Source organism: Bacillus sp. LR_5 (assembly GCF_042709275.1).
In genome coordinates, this window is the sequence record NZ_JAVAXX010000124.1 from 1 (window position 1) to 17,888 (window position 17,888).

General features: G+C 44.1%; 15 protein-coding genes and 1 pseudogene. 14 read left to right on the top strand and 2 right to left on the bottom strand.

The window, feature by feature from the left end; genetic code table 11:
* Nucleotides 1-176 precede the first annotated feature (176 nt).
* The 13 genes from RAC86_RS21510 to RAC86_RS21570 all read left to right on the top strand — a co-directional run bounded on the left by RAC86_RS21510 (nt 177) and on the right by RAC86_RS21570 (nt 14,607).
* Nucleotides 177-632, top strand: coding sequence for a 2-thiouracil desulfurase family protein (locus tag RAC86_RS21510; RefSeq protein ID WP_003234960.1), 456 nt, complete (start codon nt 177-179; stop codon nt 630-632).
* Between the two features lie 12 nt (nt 633-644).
* Nucleotides 645-1,127, top strand: a complete 483-nt coding sequence (locus tag RAC86_RS21515; protein ID WP_029726927.1) for a GNAT family protein — start codon at nt 645-647, stop codon at nt 1,125-1,127.
* A gap of 109 nt (nt 1,128-1,236) precedes the next feature.
* Nucleotides 1,237-2,151 carry an N-acetylmuramic acid 6-phosphate etherase gene (gene murQ / locus RAC86_RS21520; protein ID WP_017694928.1) on the top strand — a complete coding sequence of 305 codons (915 nt, stop codon included), beginning with the start codon at nt 1,237-1,239 and terminating at the stop codon, nt 2,149-2,151.
* Nucleotides 2,152-2,167: 16 nt separating this feature from the next.
* Nucleotides 2,168-3,019 carry a MurR/RpiR family transcriptional regulator gene (locus RAC86_RS21525; RefSeq protein WP_029726925.1) on the top strand — a complete coding sequence of 284 codons (852 nt, stop codon included), beginning with the start codon at nt 2,168-2,170 and terminating at the stop codon, nt 3,017-3,019.
* A 25-nt stretch (nt 3,020-3,044) separates the two neighbouring features.
* On the top strand, nt 3,045-4,412 hold the full coding sequence (locus RAC86_RS21530) for a PTS transporter subunit EIIC (RefSeq protein ID WP_014478646.1): 1,368 nt from the start codon (nt 3,045-3,047) through the stop codon (nt 4,410-4,412).
* Nucleotides 4,413-4,468: 56 nt separating this feature from the next.
* The gene (gene amiE / locus RAC86_RS21535) at nt 4,469-5,794 is read left to right on the top strand and encodes an N-acetylmuramoyl-L-alanine amidase (protein ID WP_377886013.1); all 1,326 of its coding nucleotides are present in this window, start codon (nt 4,469-4,471) and stop codon (nt 5,792-5,794) included.
* Between the two features lie 27 nt (nt 5,795-5,821).
* Nucleotides 5,822-7,750 (top strand): beta-N-acetylhexosaminidase, encoded by a 1,929-nt coding sequence (gene nagZ, locus RAC86_RS21540; RefSeq protein WP_377886014.1) that lies wholly within the window; start codon nt 5,822-5,824, stop codon nt 7,748-7,750.
* Between the two features lie 13 nt (nt 7,751-7,763).
* A complete protein-coding gene (locus RAC86_RS21545) occupies nt 7,764-9,008 on the top strand; it encodes an exo-beta-N-acetylmuramidase NamZ family protein (protein ID WP_015252972.1) in 1,245 nt (414 codons plus the stop codon).
* A gap of 190 nt (nt 9,009-9,198) precedes the next feature.
* A complete protein-coding gene (gene btr, locus RAC86_RS21550) occupies nt 9,199-10,788 on the top strand; it encodes a bacillibactin transport transcriptional regulator Btr (protein WP_029726922.1) in 1,590 nt (529 codons plus the stop codon).
* A gap of 90 nt (nt 10,789-10,878) precedes the next feature.
* Nucleotides 10,879-11,832: an iron ABC transporter substrate-binding protein FeuA gene (feuA, locus tag RAC86_RS21555; protein WP_014475620.1), complete on the top strand. Its 954-nt coding sequence runs from the start codon at nt 10,879-10,881 to the stop codon at nt 11,830-11,832.
* An 18-nt stretch (nt 11,833-11,850) separates the two neighbouring features.
* Nucleotides 11,851-12,855, top strand: a complete 1,005-nt coding sequence (locus tag RAC86_RS21560; RefSeq protein ID WP_015715127.1) for a FecCD family ABC transporter permease — start codon at nt 11,851-11,853, stop codon at nt 12,853-12,855.
* Nucleotides 12,848-13,858, top strand: coding sequence for an iron ABC transporter permease FeuC (gene feuC, locus RAC86_RS21565; protein ID WP_029726921.1), 1,011 nt, complete (start codon nt 12,848-12,850; stop codon nt 13,856-13,858). Before RAC86_RS21560 ends, feuC begins: the two co-directional genes overlap by 8 nt.
* Complete coding sequence (locus RAC86_RS21570; protein WP_038427276.1) at nt 13,855-14,607, top strand: alpha/beta hydrolase; 753 nt, start codon at nt 13,855-13,857, stop codon at nt 14,605-14,607. Before feuC ends, RAC86_RS21570 begins: the two co-directional genes overlap by 4 nt.
* A 9-nt stretch (nt 14,608-14,616) precedes the next feature.
* Here the strand turns inward: RAC86_RS21570 and RAC86_RS21575 are convergent, their stop codons facing one another.
* Together RAC86_RS21575 and RAC86_RS21580 are read right to left on the bottom strand one after the other, a co-directional pair.
* Nucleotides 14,617-15,537, bottom strand: a complete 921-nt coding sequence (locus RAC86_RS21575) for a bile acid:sodium symporter family protein (RefSeq protein WP_014478637.1) — start codon at nt 15,535-15,537, stop codon at nt 14,617-14,619.
* 145 nt (nt 15,538-15,682) lie between these two features.
* The gene (locus tag RAC86_RS21580; protein WP_038428280.1) at nt 15,683-17,119 is read right to left on the bottom strand and encodes a SulP family inorganic anion transporter; all 1,437 of its coding nucleotides are present in this window, start codon (nt 17,117-17,119) and stop codon (nt 15,683-15,685) included.
* Nucleotides 17,120-17,426: 307 nt separating this feature from the next.
* Here RAC86_RS21580 and RAC86_RS21585 point away from each other — a divergent pair.
* Nucleotides 17,427-17,798, top strand: a pseudogene (locus RAC86_RS21585) (MFS transporter); the annotation flags it as partial.
* Between the last annotated feature and the right edge of the window lie 90 nt (nt 17,799-17,888).

The following is a 17,888-nucleotide window of genomic DNA, read 5'->3' on the forward strand; positions in this document are numbered from 1 at the left end:
GTGTTCTCGTCGAGCTGACAAAAGTTATTATATACAGGTCACCCCCTGTTTGTAAAGAGAAAAATTAAATTTTTTATTTTCAAACTTTTTAACTCCTTTTTTAACTGAAAAAGCCTCCCAACTAAAGCCATTTATTTTATGATAGAGACAAGCAAAGCAAGAGAGGAGAAACCAATATGATACTAGTCAGTTCTTGCCTTGGAGGCATTGAATGCAGATATAACGGCTCTCACGCAGCGTCGGAGAAAATCAGAAAACTAGTCGATGAAAAGAAAGCAGTCATGGCTTGCCCTGAACTTCTCGGCGGCTTCTCTACCCCACGCGAACCCGCAGAAATCATAGGAGGCACTGGCGAGGATGTCCTCAATGGAACAGCGAAAATCGTGACAGCTTCAGGAGAAGACGTCACAGAACTATATATGGAAGGCGCCGCGAAAACATTGGCTTACGCAAAAGAAATCAACGCTTCTGCCGTCATATTAAAAGAAAACAGTCCATCTTGCGGAAGCGGTTTTATCTATAACGGCACATTCTCTGGCAAAAAAATCACCGGCAGCGGAGTAACCGCCGCACTGTTAAAACAAGCGGGCTACCGCGTCATTTCGGAAAACGAGCTTAACGACATATTGTAAGGAGGCCACCCCATGACTCAAGACATTTCTTTATCCTTCTATAAGCCTGAACACTTGCCCGAGCTCCAATCATTCACGCTCACCAACGATGACAAACGCTTTACCTCCCTCCCGAAAGAGGTGCTGTCTCAGGCTCTGGGCATACAGGACCGATACCCGGTTGTCATCTTAAAAGACGACCTTCCAGTCGGTTTTTTCATTTTACATGCATCAAAAGAAACGCTTGCTTCCTATTCTAACAATCCATTTGCTTTACTGCTCAGCTCCCTGTCTTTAACCGCTGTGCATCACGGAAAAGGCTATGCGAAAAAAGCCATGCTTTTGCTTCCCGCTTTTGTGAGCGGATATTTTCCATGGTGCGACGAAATCATCTTGGCCGTCAATCATCTGAACATACGCGCAAAACACCTTTATATGAAAAGCGGGTTCCTTGATAAAGGACGGCGAAGAATCGGGCCGCTTGTAGAACAGTTGATCCTTCATCATTTCTTATAGTCTTAAGTGAAATAAAATTTCAAAAATTTAAAAACATAGTTGAAATATCATAACAGAAATGAATATACTGAATATTGAGATATATCATTTTAAAACAGGGGGCATCCTCATGTCAGAACCATTAAACCTTCACCGTCTTACAACGGAATCACGCAATAGTCAAACAGTTGAAATCCACAAAGCAAACACTCTCGGCATCCTTAAAATGATCAACAACGAAGATATGAAAGTCGCTGCAGCCGTTCAGGAGGTTCTCCCCGACATCAAAACAGCTGTAGACTGCGCATATGAATCGTTTCAAAATGGAGGCCGGCTCATATATACAGGCGCCGGCACAAGCGGCAGACTCGGCGTCATGGATGCTGTTGAATGTCCTCCCACCTACAGCGTAAGCCCAGATCAGGTCATCGGAATCATGGCTGGAGGCCCCGAAGCCTTTTTACAGGCAGCAGAGGGCATTGAAGACAGTGAAGAAGCAGGAGCTGAAGATTTAAGAAACATACAGCTCACTTCAAATGACACCGTCATTGCCATCGCAGCAAGCGGCCGCACACCCTACGCCGCAGGCGCCCTAAGATACGCCCGTAAAGTCGGAGCACACACCATCGCCCTTACTTGCAATGAAAATTCCGCCATCAGCAAGGATGCGGATCACAGCATTGAGGTTGTCGTCGGACCTGAGGCCATTACAGGATCAACACGTATGAAAGCCGCAACCGCACATAAAATGATTCTAAACATGATATCTACCGCTGTAATGGTCAAAATCGGCAAGGTTTACGAAAACTTGATGGTAGACGTCAACGTTAGCAACAAAAAACTAAAAGAACGCGCCATCAGCATCATCCAAAGCCTTACAAACGCTTCATACGACACAGCAAGATACACTCTGGAACAAGCCGATCATCACGTCAAAACAGCAATCGTCATGCTCAAAACAAGCACAGATCAGAAACAAGCAAAGACATTACTCGATGAAGCAAACGGTTTCATTGACAAAGCAATCGAACATTACCATCCATGATAAGGAGAGAACTAGAATGGCCACAGGCGGTTTAGCGATCATCCAATCAATGAAGCATAAGCTCCCTCCATCCGAGCGCAAACTTGCAGATTATATCCTAGCCCATCCCCACAAAGCAATCGAAAGCACGGTCAACGAAATCAGCGCCTTAGCCAATTCAAGTGACGCTGCCGTCATCAGGCTCTGCAAATCACTCGGTTTGAAAGGATTTCAAGATTTAAAAATGAGAGTAGCAGGCGATCTGGCAAAGCCTACTTTTCAGGGCTACCGGGATATTGTTCCCCACGAGCCGCTGCCCTCCATTTCCGAAAAAACGGCCGGCAATGCCATTCAAGCCATTCAGGATACTTCAGACCTGATGGACTACAAAGAGCTTGAGCGAGCGGTTTCTATGCTTCTCAAAGCTCATACCGTGCATTTTATCGGCCTCGGGGCTTCCGGCATTGTCGCCAAGGACGCCCAGCAAAAGTGGCTTCGCATTCATAAACAAGCAACCGCGTTTACAGACACTCATCTTGTGGCATCTTTAATCGCAAATGCAGATAAAGACGACATCGTATTCGCCATCTCGTTTTCAGGAGAGACACTGGAAATCATTGAACTGTTTGCCATGGCTAAGGAAAAAGGCATCACAACGATCAGCCTCACACAATTCAGTCAGACATCCGTCTCCGCACTGGCTGATGTCCCTTTGTATACAGCCCATTCCAATGAAGCCTTGATTCGAAGTGCAGCCACTTCCTCCCGCCTCGCCCAGCTTTTTATAATTGATGTTTTGTTTTTAGGCATGGCGGCTGAGCAGTATGAAACGACAACCGGTTATATCGATAAAACGAGAGCAGCCATCCAATCTATGAGAAAAAAATAAGGCATCTTGAAGGGGAGGGGTTTTAATGAGCAAAGAAAATAACTACCATCATCTCGCACAGAAAATCCTTGAGCTATGCGGAGGAAAATCCAATATTTCTTCATATACGCATTGCATGACACGCCTGCGCATTACGCCTTACGATGAAAGCAAAGCAGATGCTCAGGGTTTAAGAAAGCTTGACGGCGTATTGGGGGTCGTTGAAGCTGAAACCTTACAAATTATCCTCGGCACAGGAGTCGTCAATCATGTTACAGCTGCTTTCTCAAAGCTCGTGTCAGCAGAAGAAGGTGCCGATGTCAAAGAAGCAGCGGCCAAAAAGAAAGCCGATATCAATCGAAAAAACGCCACTCCTTTTAAACTTTTCTTACGTAAAATTGCCAGCATTTTTATCCCTCTTATTCCCGCTCTAGTCGCTTCCGGTTTAATTACTGGGATTACCAAAGCAATTATTCAAGCAGGCTGGCTCTCTGCAGACTCACAAATTGCGGTTATCCTGACAGTCATCGGATCAGGGCTGTTCACTTATCTCGGCATTCTCGTCGGTATTAACGCTTCGAAAGAATTTGGCGGGACACCCGCACTTGGGGCTTTGGCCGGGATCTTGATTATCAATCCGGAGATCGCAAAAATCAGTTTATTTGGAGAAGAGCTTCTCCCGGGCAGGGGAGGTCTGATCGGCGTCCTTTTCGCAGCCATATTCATTGCTTACACCGAACAATTTATTCGCCGTTTTATTCCTCAATCACTTGATATCATTGTCACACCCACCGTTTCACTGTTAATCACCGGAATCGTAACGTATGTCGTATTTATGCCTTTAGGCGGATTCATTTCTGATGCTATTACATCCGGCCTACTGTCCATCCTGGACATCGGCGGCATCGCTGCAGGCTTTATTCTGGGCGCAACCTTCCTTCCTCTCGTCGTAACCGGACTGCATCAAGGCTTGACGCCTGTGCACATGGAACTGATCAATTCAATTGGCAATGATCCTCTGCTCCCTATTTTGGCTATGGGAGGTGCAGGACAGGTAGGCGCGGCCTTTGCCGTTTTCGTGAAGACGAAAAAAACAACACTGAGGAAAGCAATCGCCGGCGGGCTTCCATCGGGACTGCTCGGCATTGGTGAACCGCTTATTTTCGGAGTCACGCTGCCGCTTGGCCGTCCGTTTTTAACAGCATGTTTAGGAGCTGGAATCGGCGGCGCCTTTCAAGCTTATTTTCAAGTAGCCACCATTGCGATTGGTGTCTCCGGACTGCCGCTATCTTTTCTAGTCCTGCCTTCGCAAATCATCCTGTATATCGTTGGGCTCTTTATTTCCTACGCGGCCGGTTTTTTATTGACCTATGCATTCGGATATAAAGATGAAATGGCTTCTCAGTTCGATTAAATTGTTTCTGTTTTAGGGATAGTAAACGGGATAGAAGCACAGAAAGGGGCTAGCCTGTGAAAACAAAGACACTGTTCATATTCAGTGCCATTTTAACCCTATCGATATTTGCGCCAAATGAAACCTTCGCACAAACAGCAGGCAACTTGATTGAGCCGAAAATCATAAATGCAGAAACTGCACAATTCTCGACGAAGAAGCTAAGGAAGGTAGATCAGATGATAGAACGGGATATTGCAGCAGGATTTCCAGGCGCCGTTCTTGTGGTGGTGAAGGATGGACGCATCATAAAAAAAGCAGCATACGGCTACAGTAAAAAGTACGAAGGATCAGAACTGCTGCGCCGTCCGGCCAAAATGAAAACCCGCACGATGTTTGACTTAGCCTCAAATACAAAAATGTACGCAACAAATTTTGCATTGCAGCGCTTAGTCAGCCAAGGAAAACTTGAAGTCTATGAAAAAGTTTCTGCATATTTGCCGGGTTTCAAGGATCAGCCGGGTGACCTCATAAAAGGAAAAGACAAGATACGTGTCATCGATGTCCTCCAGCACCAATCAGGGCTCCCATCAAGCTTTTACTTTTACACGCCGGAAAAAGCTGGCAAGTACTATTCCCAGGAACGGGACAAAACGATTGAATATTTGACGAAAATTCCGCTCGATTATCAAACTGGGACAAAGCACGTATACAGTGACATTGGATATATGCTACTCGGATGTATTGTCGAAAAACTCACCGGTCAACCGCTTGATGTCTACACGGAGCAAGAGCTCTACAAACCGCTCAGGCTGAAGCATACCTTGTACAATCCGCTGGGAAAGGGCTTTAAACCGAAACAGTTCGCAGCTACTGAACGCATGGGCAATACACGTGACGGCGTTATTCAATTCCCTAACATCCGCACAAACATGCTGCAAGGAGAGGTGCATGACGAAAAAGCGTTTTACTCAATGGGTGGCGTGTCTGGGCATGCCGGATTGTTCTCAAATGCAGATGATATGGCCATACTGCTGCAAGTCATGTTAAACAAAGGTTCATACCGAAACATTTCTTTATTTGATCAGAAAACAGCCGACCTGTTTACAGCACCTTCAGCAACAGATCCGACATTCGCTCTTGGCTGGAGGCGGAACGGAAGTAAAAGCATGGAATGGATGTTTGGCCCTCATGCCAGCGAAAATGCTTACGGGCATACCGGCTGGACGGGGACAGTTACAATTATTGATCCAGCATACAATTTAGGCATCGCATTGTTAACAAATAAAAAGCATACACCAGTTATTGATCCGGAAGAAAATCCAAACGTCTTTGAGGGTGATCAATTTGCAACAGGCAGTTATGGAAGTGTCATAACTGCGATTTATGAAGCGATGGAGTGAATGATTAGACGATAGGAGGAAGTTTCTATGAGACCTGTCTTTCCGCTTATCCTTTCAGCCGTTCTCTTTCTTTCATGCTTTTTCGGGGCCAGACAGACAGAAGCCTCTGCATCCAAACGTGCAATCGATGCCAATCAGATTGTCAATCGTATGTCGTTAGATGAAAAACTCGGCCAGATGCTGATGCCTGATTTTAGAAATTGGCAAAAGGAAGGCGAGTCCTCTCCGCAAGCCCTTACAGAAATGAATGATGAAGTCACCAGCCTCGTCAAGAAATATCAATTCGGAGGCATCATCCTTTTTGCAGAAAATGTAAAAACAACAAAACAAACTGTCCAACTGACAGACGATTACCAAAAGGCAAGTCCAAAAATCCCGCTCATGCTGAGTATTGATCAGGAAGGCGGCATTGTAACGAGGTTAGGGGAGGGCACTAATTTCCCAGGGAATATGGCGCTGGGCGCAGCCAGAAGCAGAATCAATGCGTATCAGACCGGCAGCATTATCGGGAAAGAGCTCTCTGCCTTAGGCATCAATACAGATTTCAGCCCTGTCGTGGACATTAACAATAATCCCGATAATCCTGTAATCGGCGTACGGTCATTCAGCTCCAATCGAGAACTGACATCACGTCTCGGTTTATACACGATGAAAGGGTTGCAGCGGCAGGATATCGCGTCTGCCCTCAAACATTTCCCGGGACATGGAGACACGGACGTTGACAGCCATTATGGACTGCCGCTCGTTTCCCATGGCCAAGAACGGCTTCGTGAGGTCGAACTTTATCCTTTTCAAAAAGCAATTGATGCTGGTGCTGATATGGTGATGACAGCCCATGTTCAATTCCCTGCCTTCGACGACACCACATACAAAAGCAAACTCGATGGATCGGACATTCTGGTTCCAGCTACACTTTCGCAAAAAGTGATGACAGGTCTTCTTCGTCAGGAAATGGGCTTTAATGGGGTCATCGTTACCGATGCGCTCAATATGAAGGCAATTGCAGATCATTTCGGACAGGAAGAGGCTGTGGTCATGGCCGTAAAAGCTGGTGTCGATATTGCATTAATGCCAGCCTCAGTCACTTCAATGAAAGAAGAACAGAAATTCGCACGTGTTATTCAAGCTTTGAAAGAAGCCGTGAAAAACGGGGATATTCCTGAACAACAAATCAACAAATCAGTTGAAAGAATCATTTCCCTGAAAATAAAACGCGGCATGTATCCAGCGCGAAACAGCGACAGTACAAAAGAAAAAATAGCCAAAGCCCAAAAAATCGTAGGAAGCAAGCAGCACCTGAAAGCAGAGAAAAAAATAGCTGAAAAAGCAGTAACTGTATTAAAAAATGAAAAGCACACTTTGCCGTTCAAGCCTAAAAAAGGCAGCCACATCTTAATTGTGGCACCTTACGAAGAACAAACTGCTTCAATCGAACAAACCATTCACGATCTCATCAAGCGAAAGAAAATCAAACCCGTATCCCTCAGCAAAATGAACTTTGCCAGCCAAGTATTTAAGACCGAGCATGAAAAACAAGTAAAAGAGGCTGATTATATCATTACCGGCTCCTATGTCGTCAAAAATGACCCTGTCGTCAACGACGGTGTCATCGACGACACAATATCAGATTCAAGCAAATGGGCCACCGTGTTTCCGAGAGCTGTCATGAAAGCCGCACTGCAGCACAACAAACCATTTGTCTTAATGAGCCTGCGCAACCCATATGATGCCGCCAATTTCGAAGAAGCAAAGGCACTGATTGCAGTCTATGGCTTTAAAGGATACGCAAATGGCCGTTATCTTCAACCTAATATTCCGGCCGGAGTGATGGCGATTTTCGGCCAGGCAAAACCTAAAGGCACACTTCCAGTTAACATCCCATCAGTCACGAAACCAGGGAATACCCTTTACCCATTTGGCTACGGATTAAATATCAAAACGGGAAGACCGCTTTAATAAGGAGGGACACATGAGAAAAACAATATTCGCTTTTCTGACAGGGCTCATGATGTTCGGAACGATAACCGCTGCCTCTGCTTCACCCGATTCAAAGAATCAAACGGCTAAAAAACCTAAAGTCCAGACTGGGATAGACACGCTCTTGCCAGACTATAAAAAACAGCTCAAGGGAAAACGTATCGGACTGATCACCAATCCAACCGGAGTAAACGCATCTCTGAAAAGCAGTGTCGATATCCTTTACGAGAACCCGGATATCAAACTGACAGCTTTATTCGGCCCTGAACACGGCGTCCGCGGTGACGCCCAGGCTGGAGACGAAGTAGGCTCTTACATTGACGAAAAAACCGGGGTTCCCGTATACAGCCTCTACGGAAAAACGAAAAAACCGACTCCAGAAATGCTGAAAAATGTCGATATTCTAATGTTTGACATTCAGGATGTCGGGACCCGTTTCTACACGTACATTTATACAATGGCATACGCAATGGAAGCCGCTAAAGAAAACGGCATTCCATTTATGGTGCTAGACCGTCCGAATCCCCAAGGCGGGAATCATATTGAAGGGCCAATCTTAGAACCTGAATACGCCTCATTTGTCGGATTGTATCCCATTCCATTGAAGCATGGGATGACGATAGGCGAATTGGCTTTACTGTTCAACAAAGAATTTGATATTGATGCCGATCTTACAGTGGTAAAAATGAAACACTGGAAACGAAAAATGGATTTTGACGATACCCGATTGCCTTTCGTCCTCCCTTCGCCTAACATGCCGACGGTGGAAAGCACATTTGTTTATCCTGCAACCGGGCTGATTGAAGGAACAAATATATCCGAAGGGCGAGGGACAACAAAGCCATTCGAATTGATCGGAGCTCCCTTTATCAAAAGCACAGAACTTGAAGAAACATTAAACAGCCTCCATTTGCCGGGCGTAACATTTAGGGCAGCATCCTTCACACCGACGTTTTCTAAACATCAAGGAACGCTTTGCCACGGTGTGCAGCTCTATGTGACAGACAGAGATAAGTTTGAAGCCGTTAAAACGGGTCTTTCAGTCATTAAAACCATACACGATCTCTATCCTGAGGATTTTGAGTTCCTGTCAACAGGTTCATTCGATAAACTGGCAGGCAACGGCTGGATCAGGACAAAAATTGAAAATGGAACTTCGGTTGAGGGCATCATAAACAGCTATGAAAAAACACTCCAACAATTCAGCAAAACAAGAAAAAAATATCTCATTTATTAGAACGTAAGCATCGTATGTTACACGTGTAACATATTCTTACTGAACGAAAGACCCTTACTTTTACACATAAGTAAGGGTTTTTTTCATGCTAAAAACCCACCCGCTTTATATAGGAAAACTTTCATTTATTTGGTACAATTTTTATTGAAAATGATTATCAATTGAAAGCTTCTGAAAAGGTGGTCTACTCGTGCAAAATGCAGTGATTTATCAACCGATACAAATTGAATATCTAAAAAAGACAAGTGATCTCTTCTCAGAACAGCAATTAGCCGATTCATTCGTGCTGATTTTTCATTTAAAAGGAAACGGCTATATTTCGATCGGAACAAACACCAATCCTCTGCAAAAAAAGACACTTTATGTTTGTCCGCCTAACGAGACCTTTGGCTTTATGCCAGCAGCCGATGGACATATAGATGCCTGTCTGATCAGGCTTCAAAGCTATATCAAGGAAGCCGGCCAAGATATTTACACACCGTGCACAGAATCGGAATTAGCCAAACTGAAGCTTATGAATGTTTCACATATCGAAAATCTTGCAGTCCGGCTTCAAGAGCTTGCCGCACTATGGAATGAATCGTCTCAGCTTTCTCAGCTAAAATGTGTGATTGAAGTACAAAGCCTGATTTATGATCTTTTTACTGCCAGTTTATCTGATCAAACGGATACACATTCAGCAATCGAAAAAACAAAACACTATATCGAAACACATGCCGATACAAAAATCACGCTTGCCCAGCTGTCGCAAATGGCAGGAATCAGTGCCAAACACTACAGTGAAAGCTTTAAAAAATGGACAGGACAGAGCGTAACAGAATTTATTACGAAAACACGAATCACAAAGGCAAAACGGCTCATGGCAAAATCAAACTGCAAATTGAAAGAAATCGCACACCAAACCGGTTATCAAGATGAATTTTATTTCAGCAGAATCTTTAAAAAATATACAGGCTGTTCACCTACAAGCTATATGAAAAAACGCCGAAAGAAAATCGCCGCATACGGAAGGGGCACAATGGGCCATCTCATCCCTCTTCACCACATACCTTTTGCGGCCGCTCTGCATCCGAAATGGACGTCTTACTACTATCAGCATTATTCGACAGATATACCCGTCCAGCTCAGTGCATACCGGTTTAATGAAAAGTGGGAAGAAAACCTGTACACGTTATCGCAGGCAGAACCAGATGTGATTGTCAGCATGGATTCTATTTCTCCAGAAGAACAAGATCGCCTGAATCGCATCGCAGAAGTCATGTACCTTCCTTCAGAAGAAAGCTGGAGAACCCACTTTCTGCAAACTGCCTCATTTTTAAAGGAGGAGTCCGAAGCAGAAAAGTGGCTAGCGGATTATGACCAGCAGACAACAGCCGCCAAAAAAACACTTCAGCACGTTCAAGGGCTGCGTTTTCTCTTTTTGAGGCTGCATAAGCAAAACTTCTATCTGGCACATAACCGAAGTGTCCGCGAAGTTTTCTTTGGGGATTTAGGATTCAGCTCGGCAACAACGGCTGACACACCTTCAGAACAAGCGATTTCGTTAGAAAATATCGCAAATTACCAAGCTGACTGTATGATGCTTTTTCTTTTTAAAGAGCCGGAGACCATAGCTTACTACCAGCAATTACAGCAGACAGAAGCATGGCAAAACCTAAGCGCGGTACGAGATAACCGTGTTTATCTTCTATCCCTTGACCCGTGGAATGAATACTCAGCTTGCGGGCACGAACGCATCGTTCAGCAAACTGTTTCTTTACTATCCGGAGATTGTCCATGATAAATCAGGAATTTGTCCATGGTGTTATATCTGTTCATTCTCTATAATTCCAATTGATAATAGTTATCAATTGAACAGGAGGCTCTATAGATGAAAAAGATATCTCTTACCTTATTAATCTTGCTTCTCGCGCTGACGGCGGCAGCTTGCGGCAGCAAAAATGAATCAACTGCCAGCAAGGCAAGCGGCACAGCATCTGAGAAGAAGAAAATTGAATATCTTGATAAAACATATGAAGTAACTGTACCGACAGACAAAATCGCCATTACGGGAAGCGTTGAATCAATGGAAGACGCGAAATTGCTTGACGTTCATCCGCAAGGCGCAATTTCATTCTCCGGCAAATTCCCTGATATGTTCAAAGACATCACTGATAAAGCCGAACCAACCGGAGAAAAAATGGAGCCAAATATTGAAAAGATTCTTGAAATGAAGCCTGATGTTATCCTTGCTTCAACAAAGTTTCCGGAAAAAACGCTGCAAAAAATCAGCACAGCAGGCACGACGATCCCAGTTTCTCATATCTCTTCAAACTGGAAGGAAAACATGATGCTGCTTGCCCAGCTGACCGGAAAAGAGAAAAAAGCAAAGAAAATTATTGCAGACTATGAACAAGATCTAAAAGAAACAAAAACAAAAATCAACGATAAAGCGAAAGATTCAAAAGCGCTTGTCATTAGAATTAGACAAGGCAACATTTACATTTACCCTGAACAGGTGTATTTCAACTCCACACTATACGGTGATTTAGGCCTTAAGGCGCCTAACGAAGTAAAAGCTGCAAAAGCGCAAGAGCTGATTTCATTAGAAAAATTAAGTGAAATGAACCCGGACCATATTTTCGTCCAATTTTCTGATGATGAAAATGCAGATAAACCTGATGCCTTAAAAGATTTAGAGAAAAATCCAATCTGGAAAAGCCTTAAAGCAGTCAAAGAAGACCATGTGTATGTCAACTCAGTGGACCCTCTCGCACAAGGCGGCACAGCTTGGAGCAAAGTCCGTTTCCTGAAAGCGGCTGCTGAAAAATTGACACAAAACTAATTCAGAGTAGGTTTTTGTATGTATTCAAAACAGTGGACACGTATCATATTGATTACTTCTCCATTTGCTATAACGCTGTCACTTTTACTTTCAATCCTTTATGGGGCAAAGCATCTTAGCACAGATATTGTTTTTACATCTCTTATTCATTTCGATCCGGGAAACACAGACCATCAAATTATATGGCATTCCCGGATTCCAAGGGCTGCCGGCGCTCTGCTCATAGGGGCAGCCCTTGCTGTTTCTGGAGCGCTTATGCAGGGCATTACGCGCAATTATTTAGCTTCGCCATCCATTATGGGTGTTTCAGATGGTTCAGCGTTTATCATTACGCTTTGCATGGTTCTGCTCCCGCAATCATCTTCGATTGAAATGATGATATACTCTTTTATCGGCTCAGCGTTAGGAGCTGTGTTAGTATTCGGCCTTGCCGCCATGATGCCAAACGGATTTACCCCCGTGCAGCTCGCCATCATCGGCACAGTCACAAGCATGCTGCTCAGCAGCTTATCAGCGGCCATGTCGATTTATTTTCAAATTTCTCAGGATCTCAGTTTCTGGTACAGTGCCAGACTTCATCAAATGAGTCCGGATTTCCTGAAGCTCGCCGCTCCGTTTTTCCTGATTGGCATTATAATGGCCATTTCTCTCAGCAAAAAGGTAACCGCTGTATCATTAGGGGACGACATTTCTAAAAGCCTGGGGCAAAAGAAAAAAACCATTAAAATCATGGCGATGCTTTCCGTCATCATTTTAACCGGCAGTGCCGTAGCGCTGGCCGGAAAAATTGCGTTTGTCGGATTGGTTGTTCCGCATATCACGAGATTTCTCGTCGGCTCTGATTACAGCAGGCTGATTCCGTGCTCCTGTATTTTGGGCGGAATCTTTTTAACCCTGTGTGATCTCGCAAGCAGATTTATCAACTATCCGTTTGAAACACCGATTGAGGTCGTAACATCCATTATCGGCGTACCTTTCTTCCTTTATTTAATTAAACGAAAAGGAGGGGAGCAAAATGGCTAAAAAATATGCATTGTTCATCGCTTTGATTCTTGTTGTCAGTTATTTCAGCTTAACGAGCGGATCATTTTCTGTTCGTCCTGCTGAGCTGCTCTCCACTCTTTTTCAAATCTACCCGAATCCGCAGTATGAAATTTTGCTGTTCGATTTAAGACTGCCGCGGGTTGTCATGGCTGCTATTATTGGACTCGGTCTTGGCATTGCAGGCGCTGTTATCCAGGCCATCACGAGAAACGGGCTTGCTGATCCTGGAATTCTCGGAATCAACGCAGGGGCAGGAGCCGGCATTGTAGCGTTTATGCTCTTATTCCAAGGCCAGAAGGAAGTGACATCCATAGCTGCAGCGATGGGAATGCCGCTCTTTGGATTGATAGGCGGGCTCATCGCGGCGATCCTGATTTACATATTTGCATGGCACAGAGGCAATTTAGATTCAGGAAGAATTATTCTGGTAGGGATTGCGATCAATTCAGGGTTCAGCGCCCTGTCTTTGTTTTTATCTTTAAAAATGGACCCGCAAGACTATCAAATGGCCATGGTGTGGAAAAACGGAAGCATCTGGTCTGCCAACTGGACGTATATCACAGCCGTTCTCCCATGGATGCTGCTGTTTATACCGATTCTTATCGGCAAATCCCGCCTGCTCGACACCATTCGTTTTGATGAAGACACAGTCAGAAGCCTCGGCATTTCATCAAATAAAGAAAAAACCATCCTGCTCGTAGCCTGTGTAGCAATCATCAGCGCCTGTGTCTCCGTAGCGGGAAGTATGGCGTTTGTCGGCTTAATTGCTCCCCATATCTCACGGAGACTGGCTGGCGTCGAACATCGCTATATCCTGCCACTGAGCGGTTTAATCGGGATGCTTCTTGTGATAAGCGCAGACTTTGCCGGAAAACTGTTTTTTCAGCCCGCAGAAGTGCCCGCAGGCATCATTTTGGCGATCCTCGGAGTTCCTTATTTCTTATATCTGCTTTTCAAGCAAAAAAAGGGGGAGAATGCTTGAAAGGATCTCTTTCAGAACACAAAGCCGGCAACAGGAGGTTCACGCTGTACCTCCCTCCTTCCTACAGCACAGACAGCGGGGGATTTCCTGCTGTTTACGTGCAGGATGGCAGTTCTTTGTTCCAAAACCAAATCGAATTATTAGAAAGCGCATATCAACAGCAAAGGCTCCCTGAACTCGTGCTGATCGGTATCGAACCCGAAAACCGGCTAAATGAATACACACCTTGGCCGGCTGCATCACTCAGTGATCGGTTCACGGACTTCGGCGGAATGGGATATCACTATCTGTCTGATATAACGAACCAGTTCATTCCGCTAATCGAAGAAAACTGGAACGTCATCAGGGAACCGCAGTCAAGAGGAATGATCGGTGCCTCATTAGGCGGCCTCATCTCAATGTTCGCCTTATTAAAATATCCGTCAATGTTCGGGAAAATAGGCTCTATATCAGGTTCATACTGGTACGAGAACGCAGCGGAAACCATTCATATATCTTCTTTAAAGCCCGGCACTACACGTGTTTTCATGTCTGTCGGGAGTGAAGAAGGCCGTGAAAAACAATCCATTCAGCGACATATGCTGAAAAAAACAAAGCAAGTTCATCAAAGTCTAAAAGAAAAAGGCTTCACTGAAGACCGGTTGTATCTTTCAATTGAAAAAGGAGCGGTGCACCACCGCAAGTATTTCTGCAAACAGTTCATCAACGCGCTCGAATGGCTATACGGAAAAAACCGCTCAACCCTATGAGCGGTTTTTTTATGCTTTCTGCAACATTGGTTTTAATTCAAAACGATTCAGCATATAGCCAAACAAAGCAGCCAATATCTGCTGAAACAGCATGCCGATCACAACAGGAACGGCAACCTGAGACGGGAAGAACGTAACGGCAAGAACTGCGCCGGCACTAATATTCCTCATGCCTCCCGTAAATATAAGAGAGACTATTTCCTCTTGCCGCCTTTTCATCATTTTTCCGATCAGCCAAGCAGCGGCATAGCCTGTTAACGCGATAAAGAATACCGTTACAGCTATTCCTGCAAATCTCAAATCAATGGATTTGAAATAAGGAGCAATCGCTGAACTGTTAATCGCAATCACTGCCATCAAGCAAAGCTTTGAAAAAGGCGACAGCGCACTGCTCACAGACGCAGTTCTTTCTGGAGATGACATCTGATTAAACAGCATGCCCAGAAAAGAAGGAATCACGACCATTACAATCAGACCTTTCATCATTCCCCACACATCCATATGAACCTGAGCGCCGGCCAGCAATGAAAGACTCAGCGGTACGATTAGCGGTGACAGCACAGTATCAATTAAAATAATCGAAAGTGTCAAACCGACATTCCCTTTGTACATCGCTGCCCAAATCAAGCTTGTAATCCCCGTAGGAATCACAACAGCCAATGTTAAACCGGTAATCGTCAAAGGATCACCTTTAAATATAAGATGGCCGCTGCCCCAAGCAAAAAGCGGCATGAAAATATGAAGAACGAATAGTGCAAGAATCATAGGGAGAGGATGAGACAATGCATGTCTCAAAGATTGAAAGTTCGCGCTCAAACTGCCTGCAAACGTAATAAAAGCAAAGATCCAAGGCACAGCCCATTCATACCCATTTAAAAACTGAGACAGCAGCACGCCCAGCACCACACTAGTCGGCGTTAACAGCGGCATCACTCTCCCCAATACACGGTTCAGCTTCTGAAGCATCATATGCAAGTCCCCTATTTAAAATTTCTCTTCTCTCTATTATATCAATGCTGCTTAAGTGTATGTTATATAAAAAAGCCCAGATCTCATTCATCTGGGCTTCTCTATTTTATGCCATCTGTTTCATTAGAGATTTACTCGCTTTATTCAAACCTTTTAACTCAGCTTCAATGCCTTGTTCCTTAAACTTCGCAACAATCTTATCAAGTGCGGCCGCTCCAGAATCGTCCCATACGTGAGCTTCAGTTAAGTCAATCACAACCCGCTCAATATCCTCTTGATATATAAACGCATTCGTAAGATCAGTCACTGACGCAAAAAAGATTTGCCCCTTTACTTGATACGTTCTAAGCTTTTGTTCCTCTGCATGAGAAACGATTTTCAGCTTCGAGATTTTTGCCACAAAGAACACGGCACTTAAAAGAACACCGACAAATACACCCTTAGATAAGTCATCCGTCACAACAACCGTAACCACAGTCACAACCATGACAATCGAGTCCGTGAGCGGCGCTTTTTTGAGACCTTTTAAAGAAGACCAATCAAAAGTGCCGACAGACACCATAACCATTACAGCTACTAACGCCGCCATTGGGATTTTCACCACGACATGACTTAACACCGCAATTAAAAACATCAGAAAAGCACCGGCAACAAATGCTGACAAACGTCCGCGACCGCCCGCTTTTGTATTAATGACAGATTGTCCGATCATAGCGCAGCCTGCCATTCCGCCAAAGAGTCCAGTCACGATATTCGCAATTCCCTGTCCGCGGCTCTCTTTATTTTTATCACTGTCCGTATCCGTCATTTCATCAATAATCTGTGCTGTCAGCAAAGATTCAAGCAACCCGACAAACGCTAAAGCAATTGAATAAGGAAAAATAATTTGCAGTGTTTCAAAGGTAAACGGAACATCAGGGATTAAGAAATGAGGCAATGAACTAGAAATATTGCCCATATCACCAACCGTCCGCACATCCACATGGAAAGTGACCGCAATAATTGTCATCACAATAATTGCCACAAGCGGAGACGGAACAGCAGTCGTAAACCTTGGCAGCACATAAATAATAACCAACGACCCGGCAAGCATCGCATACATGCTCCAAGAAGCACCTTCAAACTGGGGAAGCTGTGCAGAGAAGATAAGGATCGCCAGCGCATTCACAAACCCGATCATCACAGAACGCGGGATGAATTTCATTAATCTTGCAATTTTACTGATACCTAAAATCACCTGAATAATACCTGTCAAAATCGTAGCCGCAAATAAATACTGAAGCCCATGATCAGCAACCAGCGACACCATAACGACTGCCATTGAGCCTGTCGCAGCTGAAATCATGCCAGGTCTGCCGCCAAAAATAGAAATAATAATGGCTATACAAAATGACGCATAAAGACCGACCATCGGATCCACACCGGCTATAATAGAAAAGCCAATCGCTTCAGGAATTAATGCTAACGCAACTAAAATGCCAGCAAGAATGTCTTTTCGGATATTGCCGAACCATTGCTGTTTTAATGTAAAACTATTATTCAAATATAACGACTCCTTTTTAGTAAAAAATAAATCCGCACCATATCTATTGTATTGGGAGCTTTTTTTATTTTACGGGAGAAAATGAAAAGAAAAACGACCGGAGAAAACGGGGAAACGTTGAGTATATTGTATTGAGGCAAGGAGTTGTCATACAAAGAGTATCATAATAAATTTTTATCAATTACGCAAGATGAATGCTGAAGAAAAAAATGGCTCAAATATAGTCTGAGACATTTTATCATATCCGGATGAAACCAAGAATCGTTTTAATGACAGTAATATCTTTTCTCTCATTTGGCAACCCGAGCCGGTTTCCGAAAAAATAACCTATCATCATTATCTCAGGCTGATAAATATGAGCGGCCTCATTTAACTCTGTATTTTGGCAATCAATAAAACAGCTTTTGCAGGGATTATTCTTAGTTTTTTCTTAGGACTTATTTATGGCCGGCTTGTTCGCCATTATCTTAATTGTCACCAATCAATTTTATCATGGAAAAACAGAACAAACGACAGGCATGCTGCTCGCTGCCAATGGATTGGCGGCTCTATCCTGCCAATCGCAGTCGGATGGAGTCTGGATGAGTCTCCCGTACAAACTGCATTTTGATTATTTATGACTCTCATGTTGATCATGCTAGGGATTGTATTGGAATTCAAAAGTATTAGAAAAATTTAAAAAGCAGAAGCTTGATAAAATGGATACTGACGAAAGCAAATCGGCACAGATATAAAACAAAAAACCCAGCTCAATGAGCTGGGTTTAAGC